Origin of the sequence: Deinococcus sp. AJ005 (assembly GCF_009017495.1) — a bacterium.
GTDB lineage: Bacteria > Deinococcota > Deinococci > Deinococcales > Deinococcaceae > Deinococcus.
This window is the reverse complement of sequence record NZ_CP044990.1, coordinates 2,967,653-2,984,403: the sequence shown is the minus strand read 5'-3', so window position 1 is coordinate 2,984,403 and position 16,751 is coordinate 2,967,653. Positions and strand designations below refer to the sequence as shown.

The window sequence follows — 16,751 nt, the reverse complement described above, 5'->3', positions numbered from 1 at the left end:
GGCTGCCGTTCACTGTAGCGCCGCCTGCCGGGCGAGCCGAAAAATTGTCTCCGGGGCAGTGGTACACGGACTCCGATTGAATCGTTTGCAAAAACGATGAAATCCGAGCGGGACTCGCAGAGCTGCGTTAGCAGGGGAAGAGCGTCCTCATGGGGAGGAGTAGCCCCATACGGGTGCTCTTCCACGACGACAGTCTGTTCATGACGAATGCGAGAAGGAGAAGAACGGGTTCCGGGCGTGGAGTGAACGAACCGGAGCTGTCCCGGTTTGAGAGCGTTACAGACGGAATCCGTATCACACGACATCCATGACAGGCCGATGATTTCCAACGCCAGAGAAGCGGCGCGGCTGCTGGCCGGGCGATCACGGTGGCCGGGCTGTTGCTGGGCCTGGGCTTCACGCTGATCTACATCATCAACTTCACCCCAAGCCTGGGCGGCACAGGCGCGCCCGCCGACCTGTTCCTGGGTATCAGCACTACCTGTATCGGTACGGTGGGTATGGTCATCAACTTCGTGGTGGCCTTCGCGGTCAGCCGCCTGACCCCTGCCCCCAGCCAGCATGTGTAGGATCTGGTGGAAAGCGTGCGCTATCCCTCGGGCACCCTGACCGAAACGCAGAGCCACTGAGCGCAGACCAACTGGGCGCAGATCCATTGAAAAGGAGGGAGAGGCGGGCAGCGATGTCCTCTCTCCCTCTCTTTTTGATGTGTTCAGTTGGATGTGACTGGAGGGCATCGAACCGACAGCAGATCAGTCTGCTAGAGAGAAAAACAGATTCCGGGTGTGGAGTGTCGGAAGCGGCGCTGCCCCGAATTCTGCCGCTGTCCGACGGGATCATCGAAACCCAGCTCAGTCCAGCGTTTCGAGGTTGTCCGGCAAGACTCCGCCCAGTGCTATCCAGGCGCTCAACAGATCGTCCGGCGCGGGTGCGTGCAGATGCAGCGTCTCGCCTGTCATCGGGTGCGGCAGTTCCAGAAACTGCGCGTGCAGGGCTTGCCGGGAGATCACCTCGCTGGCGCGGCCATAGACCGTATCGCCCAGGATCGGGCTGCCCAGGTGCGCCAGATGCACCCGGAGCTGGTGGGTGCGCCCTGTGCGCGGCTGGGCACGGACCAGCGCCAGCGTGCGCCCATGCCCGTCCGGGTGGGCAGAGAGCGGCGTGAACAGGGTCTGGGCATCGCGGGCGTTCGCGCCGCCCACGGTCATGCGCTGGCGCTGGACCGGATGGCGGCCCACGGGCGCGTCCACCTGGACCGGCTCGGTGGCTTTCCAGCTTCCGGCGGCAATCGCCAGATAGCTCTTGCGGGTGTCGCGGTCCTTGAAGGCGGCGGCCAGCCGGGCGTGGGCCTCTACCGTCTTGGCCACCACGATCACGCCGCTGGTGTCCTTGTCCAGCCGGTGGACGATGCCGGGGCGGTAGCCGCCCTCGCCGTCGAAGTCCAGTTGCCGGGGCAATTCCATGCGGCCCAGCAGGGCATTGACCAGCGTGCCGCTGCGGACCCCTGGCGCAGGGTGGGTGATCATGCCGGGGGGTTTGTTCACGGCGATCAGGGTCTCGTCCTCGAACAGCACGTCCAGCGGCACCTGTTCGGCCTCGACTGCCGCTTCGGGTGGGGGCGGTACCTGCACCGTCAATTGTTCGCCGCCGCGCAGTTTGAGGCTGGATTTAAGGGCAGCGCCGCCGTCCACCTGCACATGGCCGCCCGCGATCCAGCCCGCCACCTGCGAGCGGCTGTGATCTGTGAGTGCGGCCAGTACGGCGTCCAGACGCCCCGGCGTGGCCTCCAGATGCAGTGGGGAAGGGGGAGAAGAAGCGTTCACGCCTGACAGTCTAGGCGCTGCCCTGGACCGTGCCCTGAATTGCCGGGCCGATCTTCATGTGGCCTTTAGGCTCCTGGGCTGGGTGATCCAATCCCCGTAGGCGTGCATATACCCCATTGAGCAAAGTTCATGCGGAAGGCCCCAGCGGTCATCTGCGAGAGCTGGACCCCTTCTAGACTGCCAAGGTCTGGGAGGACGAAGAGGCGATCAACGCCGCTCAAGGGAGGAGTTTCATGCCGGAGAAAGTGGAAATGACGAACGCAGAGATCAGTGGGGGCCAGGCAACGTCACGCCGCAAGTTCATGGGTTATATCGGTCTCGCTGGTGCAGGCGCAGCGCTGGTGGCGTGCAGCCCCCAGGATCAGCCCACGCCGCCCAAGGAACTGACGCCTGCCGAGAAAGCCGCCAAGCAGGATCTCGAAATCCTGAACTACGCGCTGACCCTGGAGTACCTGGAAGCCGAGTTCTACAACATGTTCGCGGTGGGCGGCAAGTATGCAACCAATCTGAAGGACGCTCAGGTCAAGCAGTATGCCGCTGAAATCGCGGGACATGAGAATTCTCACGTCAAGGTTCTGACCGATACCATCGTCAGCCTGAAGGGTACGCCGGTTACGAAGCCTACCTTTGATTTCGGCCCGCTGATCGGCAACAAGCCCATCAATGACGAGCTGTTCCTGGCATTGGCCGCCACCTTCGAGCCGGTAGGCGTGCGCGCTTACCTGGGTCAGGTGGCCCGCCTGAGCAACCCCGCGCTGATCGTGGCTGCTGGGAAAATCCACGCTGTTGAGGCCAACCATGTGTCTGCCGTGCAGGAACTGCGCGTGAAGCTGGGCTACAACAAGACCCCTCTTCGTCAGACCGATATTGCCCCTCAGAGCGCTGCAAAGCCCACCAGCCTCATCGCGGGTGACTTTGACGCTGATTACTCCCCCACCCCCACGTTCCTCTGGAAAGAGCTGAGCATGGATCAGGTTCTGGCAATCGTCAAGCCTGTCATCAAGTAAACGGCTTGACCCAAAGCCATCTGTTACCCGTTCCCATGAAATCAGAGGAGAATTCCACATGACTACCCCCACCCCCAACCGCCGTTCGTTCCTGAAAATCGCCGGAGCCGGTGCTGGCGCTGTGATGCTCGGCGGAATCAACATGACCGCCCTGGCTGAAACCAGCGTGGCCACCAAGAGCAAGGCACAGGATCTCGAAATCCTGAATTACGCCCTGCTGCTGGAATACCTGGAAGAAGATTTCTACCTGAAGTTTGCCGCCAGCGGTGCATTGCGGACCAAATTGACCGATGCCCGCGTCAAGCAGTATGCCGACCAGATCGCGGCGCACGAATCCGCCCATGTCTCCTTCCTTCAGAAGACCATCACGGACGCGGGCGGAAAGGCGATTCCCAAGCCCAAGATCGACTTCACCCCGCTGCTGACCAATCCCGACAAGTCGCCCAAGACCATTGACGACAAGCTGTTCCTGGCGCTGGCCGCCAGCTTCGAGCCGATCGGTGTTCGCGCTTACCTGGGTCAGGCCGACAAGATCCTGACCGCTGGCTACCTGACTGCCGCCGCCAGTGTGCTGGCCGTTGAGGCCAACCACGCCAGCGGTATTCAGGAACTGCGCCGCCAGTTGGGCTACACCCCGGCCAACTTGCAGACCGACATGGCCCCCCAGCCCAAGGGCGGTGACAACGTCGTTGATGCCAGTATGTTCAACCTCGATTACTCGCCCACGCCCACCGACTTCTGGAAGCCTCTGGACATGGCCACCGTGACCAAGATCGTCGGGCCACTGCTGCCTGCCTAAGCTTTAAAGAACACGTTCATCCGTCCTCAGGGGACGCAGGTCAGCCTTCGGGCGACCCGTCCCCTGTTCTGTTTCCCCGCCCGCCCACCTGAATGGAGGTTTTCACCATGCCCAACATCGGCCCCGCAGAACTGATCGTGATTTTACTGGTTGCCTTGGTGGTCTTCGGCCCCCGCAAACTGCCCGAACTGGGCAAGAGCATAGGCCACGGCCTGCGCGAGTTCCGCAAGAGTACCCAGGGTCTCAAGGACGAACTGGACGGCGCGAACATCGTCGCCACGCCCGTGATCCAGCAGCCCGTGACCGTGGCCCAGTCTGCCGCCCAGGTAGCCGCCGCCCCGATCAGCGCCGCCGCCGTGACCCCCCGGAGCGTGGAAGCCTGAGATAGGGTTTTTCACCTCAGCGCTTACCCCAGCGCCCCCGATCAATAAAGTTATGCCAATCTGGGTGACAGTGGAGGGTAGTTCACGTTTGCTAGTGTGATCCTCATTCCATGAATCAACCCACCCTTCCCCCCGATTTTCCCGACGAGGCATTGATGCAGGCCATGGCGGGCGGGCAGGAAGACGCCCTGCGCGAGCTTCATGAACGGTATGCCCGCCTACTCTACGCATTGGGTTACCGGATGCTTCGCCAGACCGATGATGTGGAAAGTTGTGTGCAGGACGCTTTCATGAACGCCTGGAAGCATGCAGCACGTTTCGATCCGGCGCGGGCCAGCGTCAAGACTTGGCTGGTCAGCATCGCGCACCACCGTTTTTTGCAGGAACTGCGAGACCGTCCTGATACATCCCTGGAGATCGAAGACTGGGACGCGCCCACTGCCGCCGCCGATCCCACTGACCGTTTAATGGCAGAGCAAGCGGTGCAGGGGCTGGAGCCGGAACACCGCAAGTTGGTCGAACTGGCCTACTATCGGGGCTACACCCACAGCGAACTGGCTGTGTTGCTGGGACTGCCCGTGGGCACCGTCAAATCACGCCTCCGCTCGGCCCTGGGCCGCATGAAGACCCTGCTGGGATCATCCGGCACCCTCTGACCCTTCGCCCTCTCTTTACGATTTCTCATCCCATATGCTCAAATTGGAACGCACACGCTTTATTGTGGCGGCGCTGAGCAGAAGGCAGGTGAACACGCATGTCCATTCAAACAGACGAACTGATCGCCCTGGCATTGGGAACCCTGTCGCCGCAGGACGAGGCGCGTGTTCAGGCGGCCCTTCAGGCTGACCCTGCCCTGCTGGCCGAGTACCGCAGCGATATGGCGGCCCTGCACGCTCTGCCGGAGCGCCTGCCGCCCGGTCAGGTGCCGCAGGGAGCGGCTGACCGATTGATGGCCCGTTTGAGCGCCGAGAAGCCCTCGCAACTGGCCCAAATCACTGCTCCCAGTGGCAATGTGTCCTTCTCTGAGGCTCGGCCACCATCCGGCCCAGGGAATGCCCCCGTCACGGACCGGAAAAGCTGGATCCTGGGTCTGGGCACGCTGGGCCTAGCTGCTGCGATGGCGCTGTTCTTCGCATTGCGCCCTCCCAGCGATCCGCTGACCCGTTACGCGGGCATGCCCGGCGCAGTGAGCCAGCCCCTGACTGGCGCGGACAAATCCCAGATCGGCCAGGTGGTGCGTTTGCGTGATGGCACCGCCTTTCTGTATCTGACCGCCGCGCCGCCGCAGGGGCAGGTCTACCAGCTCTGGAAGATTGAGGGCAAAACTCCGGTGTCGCTGGGCGTGATTGATGGGCAGGGCAAGCTGGTGCAGGATGCCCCCAACGGCCTGACCCTGGCGGTCAGCGTGGAACCGCCCGGCGGAAGTGAGCAGCCCACCACCACGCCGATTCTGGTGCAGCAGTTGTAACAAGAAGGCATGAGCGATCCCTCTGGTTGACCGCTCATGTCCTCCTGTATGCCAATGTCACTCACAGCATTGATGACGCCCGGAAGGGCACTTTTTTATGCCCAGCTCAGTGGAGCCAGTCCTCGCCCACTTCCACCACGTCACGCCCGCCCAGATCGTCCACCTCGTCGCCGCGCGTGGCCCAGGCCGGGAAGGGATAGTTGACCAGCACGGGGTTGGGCACGTCTGGCTGAGACACCAGCATGGTGCCGGGTTGCAAAATTCCGGCGCGGGCGCGGAAGCTTTGGGGCAGGAAACGGTATTCGGGGCGCTCGGCCTCGGCCAGATCCAAGCGGCCCACCACGCGAATGGCGGCGTTGGAGACGATGCGCCGCTCTACCTCTGAAGCGGTCTGCTGCGCGCCGATCAGGATGATGCCCAGCGAACGCCCCCGCTCGGCGATTTCCAGCAGGATGTCTTTAATAGGGCTGCCGTCGTCGCGCGGGGCGTACTTGTTTAGCTCGTCCAGCACGACAAACACGGTGTCCTGCCGCCCGTATTTTTCCTTGTGTTCAAAGACCTGCCGCAGCAGCACGCCCACCACGAACATTTGCGCCGGGCCGGACAGGTTGTGAATGTCCACCACGCTCAGTTGCGCCCCGCTCAGCAGGTTGGGGCGGTAGCGGGTGGCCTCGGCTTCCGTTAAGTCGCCACGAATCAGGGGCGTCAGGTGCTTTTGCACGCCGCGTAGCCGCCGGGTAAAGGCGCGCAGCGTTCCGGGGGCCTGTTTCAGCACCCACTTGGGATCGCCCTCGCCGTCGCGGTCCTCCAGCAGCTTGAATTCTATGTAGGAGATCAACTGGTCAAAGGTGCGGAGGTTAATGCCGCCCAGATCGCCAAATTCCAGGTCCTCGGGTGGCACCTCACTTAGCTCTACCTGCCAGTCGTCCACCTTCAAGCCGGTTCCCTTGTCGGTCTGTGCCGCAGCCAGTCGGAACAGTTTCTCCTCGATGTTGCCGATCACGAAGCCCAGATTCAGGCTGCTGCCCGCGTCCGAGAAGACGTATTGCAGCAGGCGGTTGGCGCAGAACTCGCGCAGGGTGAAGATGAAGGGCGTGATGCCCTCCGAGCGCTGATCGGTGTGGGGGACAATCGCGCTGCCAGTGGCTCCGGGGCGCGGCGGGGCCAGAAACTGGGTATCGCGGAAAGGGGTCATCGGCAGGCCCAGCATGGCGTAGCGGTCACGGCCAAAACCCTTGTTGGCCCCCGCCTCGGCTTCCTTCTTCACCACCTTGCTGTTCGGTTTGTCCAAGAAGAGCAAATCCTCGCCCTTGACGTTGAAGATGATTGCTCGCCCGCCCGCGCTGCCCGCCATGCGCCCGCCACTTTCCTGGGCGACGCGGTCCATCACCCCGCTACGGAAGATACTGTGCAGCAAAAAGAGGGCGTAACTGGTCTTGGTCGCCACGCCCGAAATGCCGGAGATGTTGATGTGACCGCCGCTCTCGCCGTTGACGAAGCGGAAGTTCAGGGGCAGGGGCTGACCATCTGCCAGGAGGCCACCGGGAAAGCTGGCCTGCCCCATCTTGTCGGCGCTGAGGGCCATGTTCAGGTCGTCGCCGCGTGCGTGCCGCACCGTGTCGCCGGGCTGCGGCGGAATGAAGTTCTCGGGGTCCACCCGCGTGACCAGCACCCGCGCCGCGTAGCTGACGCTGGCGGGCAGGATTCCGGCCACCACGTCCTCCACATCACTCTCGAAGGTGACGCCCTCATGCCGCTTGCGAACATTGTCCACCAGACCGTAGAAGCGCACCGGGCGGCCATCGGGCTTGAGGGTTTCCACCACGATCAGGTCATCCAGTTGCACGCTTGCGCCCGCACTGACGGCGAACCAGAAGACGGTGGGCGTCACGTCCTCGGTGCCCAGCACCATGCCAATCCGGGCCTCGGAGGTTCCGGTCATGCCACCGCCTCCTTGCCCAGTTCGCGGGCCAGATGCGAGCGGATGCGGCGCGTGACCAGTTCGGCGCTGCCCATCGCGCGGCCCATCGCCTGTTCCAGCGCGGCGGTGGGAATCAGGTTCTGCGGGGCGCGGGCGTCCTTGTGGGGCGCACTTGCCAGTTTGCACAGCAGTCGCCCCGACAGGTTGGCAATGTCCAGCACGCCACGCGGCACGAAGTCGCTGTCCTCCGGCGCGTGCATTTCCAGGCGCATCACCCCGGCCAGCGGGTGCTGATAGAACGGCGGATCGCATAGGCGGACATACCACGTAAAGCGCTGTTCACGGCCCTCGGAACCCTGACCATCGCCCTGATCGCCCACACGGAAGCGCAGGACCGGGGTGCGTTCGCCGGGCTTCAGCGTGCCCAGCAATCCAATCCGGTCCGCACCCAGGTAATCGGTGTGCAAGGTCTTGACGTAACCCAGCACCGCGCGGCCAGCTCCGCCGATCCGCACCGGGCCGTCCTGCAAGACCAGCGTGTCGGGCAGGGCGTTGGGATCATGCTCGTCCAGTGGCAGGGGGGAGGCCAGCCGGTGGCTCAACTCGGCCTCTGCATCCAGCATCAGGCGCTGCACCTTGCTTTTTGCGCCCTCCAACTGGCTGCCCGTGAAGACGTGCGGCGTGTATTCCAGCCGCCCGGTGTGTGGATTGCGCGGGCTGAGGCGCTCCGCCTTGACCGCCGCGCCGCTCTCGCTGCTGTAGGCCAGAATGCGCTGGGCAGCCACTTCCAGCAACTCGGCCTGACGCGTGCCGTGTGGGCAGAGGTCCACCGCTCCGGCCACGAACGCGCCGAATCCGGCCAGACTCATTCCACCTACCTCGTCGTCCAGCAGCAGGCGGGCTTCCATACGTGGTTTGCCGTCCACCACCAGCACGCGCCGCAGCCGCGCTGGAATATCACGCGGCGCAATGGCGGCCCACGCTTCCGTCTCTGCATTAAAAACCAGCCCGGCGAAGGGCTTCAAAGTAAGCTGGCCATCCTGGGTATCCACAGGCCAGGGGTCGAGACGAATCCTCATGGGGGGCATTGTAGGGCGGGGTGAGGAACCCAACAGGAGTTCTTACCGCCCGCTTGGAGAAACCAGTGCCAGCAAAGCGTCCAGACTCAGCGCCAGCAATCCGGCCAGCACCGCGCCGATCAATACCAGTCCCGTATTTTGCTGTGACAGTCCGTTGATGATCAGGCTGCCCAGACCGCCTGCCCCCAGCGCCGCACCAATCGTTGCCGTGCCGACGTTATAGACCGTGCTGGTGCGGATTCCAGCCATCAGCACAGGCAGGCTCAGGGGCAATTCCACCCGCATCAGGCGCTGCTGGGGCGTCATGCCCACGCCGCGCGCCGCGTCCAGCACGCCCTTATCTACCGCCAGCAGGCCCGCGATGCCGTTGGACAGCACCGGGACCAGCCCGTACAGCACCAGCCCCAGCACGGTGGGCGGCAACCCCAGCCCCAGTGTCGGCACGGCCAGGGCGAGAATGGCGATGGTGGGCACCGTCTGCCCCAGCCCGGTGATCGTCTCGGTCAGGCGCATTAAAGCGGCGCGGCCCGGACGGGTCACGAAGACCGCCAACGGGACGCCGATCAGCAGCACGATCAGTTCTGCGCCCAGCACCAGTTCCAGATGGATCAGGGTCAACCGCCACAGGGGGCGGTCTCCAGTTTCAGGGGGAATCCCCGCCGACAGTGGCGCGAACAGGCTCGACAGCACCCCCGGAATCAGGCAGATCAGCAGCAGCGCGGGCCACAGCAACGCCAGCAACAGCGTGGAGGCGGCGCGGCGCGTCCCAGTCGCGCGAGCTGTGGTCATCCCGCCTCTTCCAGCGCCTGCCAGGTCAGGACGCCCTCAATCTGCCCATCCGCGTCCAGCACGGCCAGGGCGTCCGAGCGCTGGCCCAGCATGACGCTCAGGGCACTGCGGACATTCAAAGAACCGCTGATCTGCGGCAGGCCCGTGGCGTCGCCGGGCTGGGCCAGTTGAGAGGCACGCAGACCCGCTAGTTGGCGCAGCAGCGCGTCCTCGCCCAGAAACTGCCTCACGAATTCGCTCTCGGGGTGGCGCACCAGATCATTGGGCGTGCCGAACTGGGCCAGTTCCCCGGCGTTCAGCAGGGCCACGCGGTCTCCCAGGCGCAGCGCCTCGTCGATGTCGTGGGTGACCAGCACAATCGTTTTTTGCAGGCGGCGCTGGATGTCCAGAAATGCTTCCTGTAACTTGTCGCGGGCCAGCGGGTCCAGCGCGCCGAAGGGTTCGTCCATCAGCAACACCGGGGGATCGGCGGCCAGTGCCCGCGCCACGCCCACCCGCTGGGCCTGTCCGCCGGACAGCTCGTGGGGATGCTTGCCCCCAAATTGCCCCGGTTCCAAGCCCACCAGCTCCAGCAGCTCGCGCGCCCGCTCCCGAGTTTGTGCCTTTGGGCGGCCCAGCAGGTCCGGCACGGTGGCGACGTTCTGCAACACGCTCAGGTGCGGAAACAGCCCGATCTGCTGGATCACGTAACCGATCTGCCTCCGCAGGTCTTCCGGGCGCTGGGCCATGATGTCCTGCCCGTCCAGCAAAATTTTGCCGCCCGTCGGTTCGGTCAGGCGGTTGATCATCCGCAGCGTGGTGGTCTTGCCACAGCCCGAAGGTCCCAGCAGCGCGGTAATTTTGCCGTCTGGGAACACAATGCTCAGGTCTCTGACGGCGTAGAAGGTCTCGCCGGAGGTCTCGTTGACGTACTTCTTTTCCAGATTCTTCAACTCAATCATGGTTGCTCCGGGGAGGTGGGAAGTGGCATGGGTGGTCTGTCTCTGGGGTTGTCCGCGGACGGTCTCACGCCTTCCCCCATTGCCGGGTCAGCAGGACTTCCAGGCCGCGCAGCAGGGTATCCACGCCAATCGCCAGCAGCGCGGCGGGAATCGCACCCAGCAAAATCAGGTCGCTGGCCGCCGTTTGCAGGCCGCTGAAGATGAAATAGCCCAGCCCCCCCGCGCCGATCAGTTGCGCGATGCTGGCGACGCCCACCAGCAGCACCGCCGCCTGCCGGATGCCAGACAGCCACACGGGCAGCGCCAGCGGCAACTGCACCCGCCAGAAGCGCTGGTTGTCGGTCATGCCCATGCCGCGTGCGGCGTCCAGCGCGCCAGGTGATACGCCACGCAGGGCCACCAGCCCGTTCCTCAACACCGGCAGCAGCGCGTACAGAGTCAGTGCAGTCAGCGCCGGGGCCGTGCCAATGCCGCTGACGCCCACCTCTCGCAGAAATGGGAACGCGTTCGCCAGTGCCCCCAGCGGCGCGATCAGCAGGCCCAGCAGCGCCAGACTGGGAATGGTCTGAATACCGTTGGCAAAGCCCAGCACCGCCTCCGCTGCACGGGGCCGCCGTGACACCCACACCGCCAGCGGCGCACCGATCAACACCGCCAGCCCCAGCCCGGTCAGCACCAGGCGTAGGTGCTGCCCTACCTCCTGAAGAAAACGCGACTTCTGGGCGTCCAGCTCGCGCAGCACGGACCAGTCAGCCAGTTGTCCGGTCAGGGCCAGCACAATCAGCACGGGCAGCCATAGCCACGCCAGCCAGCTCCAGAAGCGCTCCGGCAAAGCCAGTTGACTGGCCCCATACACGGCAATCCCCGCCCCCAGCAACCACACCCACAGCCCGCTGCTGGCGCTGGCCCGCGCGATTTCCGGCTGATCCAGCATGGCGGCGGTCATCTGTGACCCCAGCAGGTAAAAGCCCAGCGCCAGGGCTGCGCCGCTCAGCAGTGGAGTCAGGCGCGGCAGGAACCGGGCCGAGACTGGAACGGCCAGCGCCAGCAGCGCGTTCAGCACCATCCAGACCACAGGCAGATTCATATATATGCCAGATGCCAGACGGTTGGGCCGCAGCAGCGCCCACGGCAGGAAGCAGGCCACCAGCATCAGCGCGCCGCCCAGCCAAAAAATCAGTTGCACATCCGGCGAGGCGGCGAGGCGGCGAGGCTTGACCTGTGGACTCAGGGGAGAGGTGGTCATGTGTTCAGGACGGTCAAGATGAAGCTCCTCGGAATTGGGATCAGGGGCACGGTGGCAGGGGTGAGGGCAAGGGTAGGCGGAAAAACATTCCCATCATTGAGGACGACGGGATGCTTTACTGCCCAATCCGCTTTACTTCTTGTTGAAAGATGAAGAAGAGGCGATAGAAAAGGGGCGATGGAGTGCCGTTTGCTCCGGCCTCTCCACCGCCCGCTCTGAGAACCCTGGTTACTTGATCAGGTTCTTGGACTTCAGGTATTCCTCGGCCACGGCCTGCGGGGTGCGGCCTTCCAGCGCCACCTTGGCGTTCAGCCCTTGCAGGGTGCTGGCGTTCAGGCTGGCAAACACCTTGTTCAGCGCCGCTTCCACCTGCGGATTTTCCTTGAGGGTGCTGGTGCGGATGATCGGCGCGGGCTGGTACACGAACTGCGCGCCCTTGGGATCGGTCAGGGCCACCATGCTCAGGGCCGCCAGTGTGCCGTCGGTGCCGTAAGCCATCGCCGCGTTCACGCCGTTGGTGCCGTTAGAGGCGGCCTGCTGCGCCTGCGGAGGCGTCGCGCCTGCCAGCACCAGCTTCTGATCGGGCTTGAGCTTGAAACCGTAGGCGGCCTCGAAGGCCGGGAAGGTGTCGGAGCGGTTGAAGTACTCGGGGCTGCCCGCGATCTTGAACTTGCCACCGCCATTGACGTACTTGGCGAGGTCCGCCACGCTCTTGAGCTTCTGGGCCGTCGCCAGTTTCTGCGGCACCGAGATCACCCAGGTGTTGTTCACGTTGGCGGGCTTGAGCCACGAAATGCCGTTCTTGCTGTCCAGTTGCCGCGCCAGCCCGTAGATGGTGCCGGGATTGCCCGCCTGCTTGGGCGTGATCTTGGCCGCCGGGAACAGGTAGACCGCGTTGCCGGTGTATTCGGGATATACGTCGATTTCCCCGGCCAGGATGGCTTTGCGGTTCACACCGGTATCGCCCAGATTGGTCTTGTCGGTGGTTTCCAGGCCCGCGTTCTTGAGGGTCAGCAGGATCATCTGCCCCAGAATCTGCGCTTCGGGATCGAGCTTGCTTCCCACGATGATCGGCTTGGCAGAGGCGGCGGCCAGCAGAGACGCGGCCAGCACAGCCAGGGTGGAACGGGTCAGGGTGGATACTTTCATGGAAGACCTCCAGGTCAGATGCAGATGAGGTGTGGGGATGGTGCTGAGTGTATTTCTCTGGCTCAGTGACAAAAGAAAGGCTAACGCCAGACAGGGGCGTGACTTTGTGGCCCTGTTGCTCATATTTCTCAGAAGAAGCGGTGGAGGCTGATCCGTGTTTGCCACTTCGCTGAGCCAGTCTTTATTCAGGCGTGAAAGACGCTCCTCACCCCAGGTCGGTCTGGGTCTCAGGAGCACGTTTCAGCGCGTGACTGGATGAAGCTGAGGATCTTTTCCAGTCCGGGCTGATAGCCGCTCCCGGTCTCCACAACCAGTTTGGGGATGTCCAGCGCCACGGGCTGCTCAAAGTGTGCCCAGCGGGCTGGATTCTCCTCCATCTGCCGGAAGTTCTCGGCGTCGGTGTAAGCGGGATGGAGCCGCCGCCCTTTTCCTGCCCGTACCCGAAAACGCTCGTGGCTGACTGCTTTTGGGACCGTGCAATGGATGACCACCGCATCGGCTTTGGGTAGCAGCGCCGCGATCTCGCCCGCGCCGCGCGTGGTGTGGACGCTGCCCTCGGCCACTACGCTGACGCCCATATCCAGCAGGGCGTCCACCGTGGCGTAATACGCCGCCCAGTGCGCTCTGGAAACCTGTGGCAGCAGATCCGGCTGATCCTGCCACAGGTTCCACAGCCGCACCTGAAAGTCATCGCGGGAGAGCAGGGCGAATCTTAGTCGCTCGTTCAAGGCAGTGGCCAGCGTGGTCTTGCCGCTCCCCGGTACGCCCGTCACGAGGACGAGCAGCGGCTTCTGGCTCATTTCCCGACGAAGACCGCTGTCGTCAGCCCCGGCACGGTCACGCCGTTTCCGGCGTATTTGCTCGCCTTGACGATGGAATCCGTGCTGGCGGCCAGCGCAGGATGCAGGCTCAGATTCAGGCCCGCCAGCTTCGCGTCGGTTACAGTCACGTCTTTCCCGCTGCCGTTGAAGACCACCACGATGTTTTTATAGGGATTCGTGGCACTCACCGCCCCGCTGAGTTTCATGGCGATGACACCCGGAAGCTGTCTGGGGCCAGTGTTAAGGAAGGTTAGATTCTGCTGCACCTTCGCCGCCGTCTCCAGTCGGAACAGCTCAGAGGAATAGCGCACCCGCAGGAATTCGCGGTAGGAGTCGAAGGCCCGCGCAATGTCCGCCGGGCTGGGTTTCAGGGCCGCGTTGCCCAGAATCGGGCGGTACAGATTCCAGTTGTCGGCGTTCTTCTCGGCCAGTGGCAGGCCCCGGCCAAAGCCGTTGGTCTGGCCCGTCCAGTCGATGGTGTTGAACCAGTCGCCGCTGTTATAGCTGTCGGTGTCGAAGCTCTTGGAACGCAGCAGATCGTCGCCCGACGTGCTGAACGGCAGCCCTTGCCCCAGCAGAATGATGCTGTTGGCGAGGTTCTGCATCCGCGTGCGCTGCGCCCCCGTCGCATTCTGTGGTGCCTTGAGCAGCACGGCGTCGAACAGCGTCTGGTTGTCGTGGGCGCTGGCGTAGTTGATGGTTTCCTGCGGGCTGGCCGCGTACCCGGCGGGAGAATCGCCGTATTTGATGCCTGCCCCGGTTACGGTCTGCCCCGCCGCGTTGATCAGTTTGTAGTCGCGCAGGTTGCCCGTCAGGCCCACCCGGATCAGGTCCGAGAGTTGCAGCAATTTGGCCGTGTCGGTGTCGCCCTTCTGGCCGTTGGGCAGGCCCACCAGTCCGGTGGCGAAGCCCTGTTCCTGCAAGCCGCCGAAAGGATTGCCGCCGCGCACCGCATCCCGAATCCGGTCATTGAAGGTGCCGATGCCCTGCCCATACATATTGACCTGCGTGGCATTCACGCCGCGCTTGTTGCCCTGCACCTCGCCAAAGTCCCAGCCCTCGCCGTACAGGTAGATCTTCCTGCCGTCCACGCCGTCCTTTTGCACGGTCAGGGCGTCCAGCGCAGCCCGCGCCGCCTTCATGTCGGACACGAGGTGGTGGCCCATCAGATCGAAGCGGAAGCCATCCACCCTGTACTGTCGCGCCATCAGCACCAGCGTGTCGATCATCAGGCGGCGCATCATGCTGTGTTCGGTGGCGGTGTTGGAGCAGCAGGTGCTGTTCTCCACGCCGCCGTCCACGTTCAGGCGGTGGTAATAGCCGGGCACGATCTTGTCCAGTACGCTGCGCTCGGCCTGCCCATTGGCGTTGGTGTGGTTGAACACCACGTCCTGAATCACGCGCAGGCCCGACGCATTCAGCGCCATGACCATCTGGCGGTACTCTCTGGTGCGCTCGTCAGCCTTCACGGCGTAACTGCCCTCCGGCACCATGTAGTGGTAGGGGTCATAGCCCCAGTTGTAGGCGTCGGCGTCCTTGACGGCGTTCACCGCCTTCTGCTGCCCGTCGCTGTCGGGCGGAAATTTGCTCAGATCGCCCGGCGACTTCCACTGAGATTTGTCCTCGTTGATGGTGGCGATATCGAAGGTGGGCAGCAGGTGGATGGCCTTGAGGCCCGCGTCGGCCAGTGCCTTCAGGTGCTTCATGCCGTCGCTGCCGCCCTGAGTGAAGGCCAGATACGTACCGCGCTCTGCCGCCGGAACTGTCGTGTCAGCGGCGCTGAAGTCGCGCAGATGTAACTCGTAGAAGCTGAGGTCATTGACGGAGTTCAGGGCGGGCTTCTTGAGGGTGTCCCACCCGGCAGGCTTCTGCGCCGCGTCGTTCAGGTCAGTCAGGAGGCTGCGCGTGCTATTGGGCGTCAGGCCCACGGAATAAGGATCGGTGACGAGGTTGGTCTCGATCTTGCCTGTGCTGGGCGCGAACACTCTGGTTTCAAACAGGTAGGCGCGGTTCTTCCAGCTCGCGTCGCCCGCCACCGTCCACACGCCGCTCCTGTCACGGGTCATGGCCACGGTTTTCTCATTCTTGCCGTCCGCGTCGCTGATATGCAGCTTCACGTCCTGCGCGGTGGGTGCCCAGACGCGTACCGTCGGTTTATCGCCTGCCCAGGTCACGCCCAGCGGCCCGCTGTAGGCGTACAGGTCATCCAGCGCCCACGCGGTCTGCACCCCCGTCGCGTCCAGCACCGTGCCGTCGGGCATCACCGAGGACACGGCCAGCTGGCCTTTCAGCGCCGCCTCGATCCTGCTCCGGTCTTCCTCACGCACGCGCAGCAGCGTGTAATTGGCCAGATACGGAACCTTGGCCTTCAGTTCGGGGGTCAGGCCACCCTCCACCTCCTCCAGCGTCAGTGTCGTGCCGCCGTCCACCCCTGCCGGAGTCAGCTTCAGCGAGGCGTCGGGGGCGGTGTGCAGAGTCAGGAACGCGCCCGGCTGCGCGAATCCCGGCTTGACCGCCACGGTATCGCGCCCCAGCATGATCGCCTGTTGCTTCATCAGATCGCCCACCTGCCGCACCCCCGTATCGGGTCTGGTGGTGTTGACCGACGGGTTGCCGCTGACGATCCACGCCTGAGCGCCCTTCTCGGCAGGCAGCGTCATATCCGGGCCGGGGTCTTTCTCGTCGCCCTTGTGGATGATGAAATTCAGCTTCTTCCAGTCGGTTTTCATCGGCACATCCCAGTACACCCCGAAGTCGTTTTTCCCCGTCTGGTTCAGCGGCGCGGTCCATTCGGTGGGCTTGATGGTGTCCTCCCAGACGTGCAGGCCCCAGCCGTCGTATTTGCCGTCCGGGCGGTAATAGTTGATGCGGGCGGTGTCGGCGGGGACGGGCGGGGCGGCCACAGGACTGGCCTGGGCCAGCAGAGTGCGTGGGGTTGGCGGGGCGGCCTGCGCCGCTGCCGAGGCCGTCAGCGCGAGGGTCAGGAGTGCGGCCAGATTCTTCATCGCTGTGGGTTTCATGATTGCCGTCAGTGTAAAACGCTGTGGCTGAACCTGTCTTGGCCTTTGACACACCCAGCCGCCGCCCACGCCGCTTACCTTGAGAGGCATGACCGGACACACCAGCAACGAACATTTTGATGAAGTGCCAGAGAACCACAGCGACGCCGAGAGCCTGCGGAAGATTCCAGACCGTTACGAGAAAAACCCGAACGTGGTGCAGGACGGCCCCGGCAACCCCGACATCGGTTTTGAGGAGCCGGAGGACACCACCACTCTGCCGGGCCGGGTTTCGATTTAACGCGTCCTGAACAGCAGAGGGGAGG

Annotated in this window: 16 protein-coding genes; 7 read left to right on the top strand and 9 right to left on the bottom strand. The window is 63.9% G+C overall.

Annotation, left to right across the window (positions count from 1 at the left end; genetic code table 11):
• Positions 1-368: 368 nt before the first annotated feature.
• A complete protein-coding gene (locus DAAJ005_RS16340) occupies positions 369-569 on the top strand; it encodes a hypothetical protein (protein WP_151848030.1) in 201 nt (66 codons plus the stop codon).
• A 282-nt stretch (positions 570-851) separates the two neighbouring features.
• Here the strand turns inward: DAAJ005_RS16340 and DAAJ005_RS16335 are convergent, their stop codons facing one another.
• Entirely contained in the window at positions 852-1,823 is a 972-nt protein-coding gene (locus DAAJ005_RS16335; protein WP_192930807.1) for an RluA family pseudouridine synthase, read from the bottom strand.
• Between the two features lie 251 nt (positions 1,824-2,074).
• Here DAAJ005_RS16335 and DAAJ005_RS16330 point away from each other — a divergent pair, with 251 nt between their 5' ends.
• The 5 genes from DAAJ005_RS16330 to DAAJ005_RS16310 all read left to right on the top strand — a co-directional run bounded on the left by DAAJ005_RS16330 (position 2,075) and on the right by DAAJ005_RS16310 (position 5,480).
• Entirely contained in the window at positions 2,075-2,830 is a 756-nt protein-coding gene (locus DAAJ005_RS16330) for a ferritin-like domain-containing protein (RefSeq protein ID WP_151848028.1), read from the top strand.
• Positions 2,831-2,888: 58 nt separating this feature from the next.
• Complete coding sequence (locus DAAJ005_RS16325; protein ID WP_151848027.1) at positions 2,889-3,629, top strand: ferritin-like domain-containing protein; 741 nt, start codon at positions 2,889-2,891, stop codon at positions 3,627-3,629.
• 107 nt (positions 3,630-3,736) lie between these two features.
• Positions 3,737-4,012 carry a twin-arginine translocase TatA/TatE family subunit gene (locus DAAJ005_RS16320; RefSeq protein ID WP_151848026.1) on the top strand — a complete coding sequence of 92 codons (276 nt, stop codon included), beginning with the start codon at positions 3,737-3,739 and terminating at the stop codon, positions 4,010-4,012.
• A 110-nt stretch (positions 4,013-4,122) separates the two neighbouring features.
• On the top strand, positions 4,123-4,668 hold the full coding sequence (locus DAAJ005_RS16315; RefSeq protein ID WP_226342485.1) for an RNA polymerase sigma factor: 546 nt from the start codon (positions 4,123-4,125) through the stop codon (positions 4,666-4,668).
• 98 nt (positions 4,669-4,766) lie between these two features.
• Positions 4,767-5,480, top strand: a complete 714-nt coding sequence (locus DAAJ005_RS16310; RefSeq protein ID WP_151848025.1) for an anti-sigma factor domain-containing protein — start codon at positions 4,767-4,769, stop codon at positions 5,478-5,480.
• A gap of 106 nt (positions 5,481-5,586) precedes the next feature.
• On the opposite strand, the gene DAAJ005_RS16305 is transcribed toward DAAJ005_RS16310, so the two are convergent.
• The 8 genes from DAAJ005_RS16305 to pulA all read right to left on the bottom strand — a co-directional run bounded on the left by DAAJ005_RS16305 (position 5,587) and on the right by pulA (position 16,446).
• A complete protein-coding gene (locus tag DAAJ005_RS16305) occupies positions 5,587-7,422 on the bottom strand; it encodes an ATP-binding protein (RefSeq protein ID WP_151848024.1) in 1,836 nt (611 codons plus the stop codon).
• Positions 7,419-8,480: a DNA double-strand break repair nuclease NurA gene (locus tag DAAJ005_RS16300; protein WP_151848023.1), complete on the bottom strand. Its 1,062-nt coding sequence runs from the start codon at positions 8,478-8,480 to the stop codon at positions 7,419-7,421. Before DAAJ005_RS16300 ends, DAAJ005_RS16305 begins: the two co-directional genes overlap by 4 nt.
• A 42-nt stretch (positions 8,481-8,522) precedes the next feature.
• Positions 8,523-9,269, bottom strand: a complete 747-nt coding sequence (locus tag DAAJ005_RS16295; RefSeq protein ID WP_151848022.1) for an ABC transporter permease — start codon at positions 9,267-9,269, stop codon at positions 8,523-8,525.
• Positions 9,266-10,210: an ABC transporter ATP-binding protein gene (locus DAAJ005_RS16290; RefSeq protein WP_151848021.1), complete on the bottom strand. Its 945-nt coding sequence runs from the start codon at positions 10,208-10,210 to the stop codon at positions 9,266-9,268. The genes DAAJ005_RS16295 and DAAJ005_RS16290 overlap by 4 nt, the downstream gene beginning before the upstream one ends.
• Positions 10,211-10,274: 64 nt before the next feature.
• The gene (locus DAAJ005_RS16285; protein ID WP_151848020.1) at positions 10,275-11,456 is read right to left on the bottom strand and encodes an ABC transporter permease; all 1,182 of its coding nucleotides are present in this window, start codon (positions 11,454-11,456) and stop codon (positions 10,275-10,277) included.
• A gap of 228 nt (positions 11,457-11,684) precedes the next feature.
• Complete coding sequence (locus tag DAAJ005_RS16280) at positions 11,685-12,605, bottom strand: glycine betaine ABC transporter substrate-binding protein (RefSeq protein ID WP_151848019.1); 921 nt, start codon at positions 12,603-12,605, stop codon at positions 11,685-11,687.
• A gap of 227 nt (positions 12,606-12,832) precedes the next feature.
• Positions 12,833-13,405, bottom strand: coding sequence for an AAA family ATPase (locus tag DAAJ005_RS16275; RefSeq protein WP_151848018.1), 573 nt, complete (start codon positions 13,403-13,405; stop codon positions 12,833-12,835).
• Positions 13,402-16,446 (bottom strand): pullulanase-type alpha-1,6-glucosidase, encoded by a 3,045-nt coding sequence (gene pulA / locus DAAJ005_RS16270; protein WP_226342484.1) that lies wholly within the window; start codon positions 16,444-16,446, stop codon positions 13,402-13,404. The genes DAAJ005_RS16275 and pulA overlap by 4 nt, the downstream gene beginning before the upstream one ends.
• 88 nt (positions 16,447-16,534) lie before the next feature.
• Here pulA and DAAJ005_RS16265 point away from each other — a divergent pair, with 88 nt between their 5' ends.
• Positions 16,535-16,726 carry a hypothetical protein gene (locus DAAJ005_RS16265; protein ID WP_151848017.1) on the top strand — a complete coding sequence of 64 codons (192 nt, stop codon included), beginning with the start codon at positions 16,535-16,537 and terminating at the stop codon, positions 16,724-16,726.
• Positions 16,727-16,751: the final 25 nt, after the last annotated feature.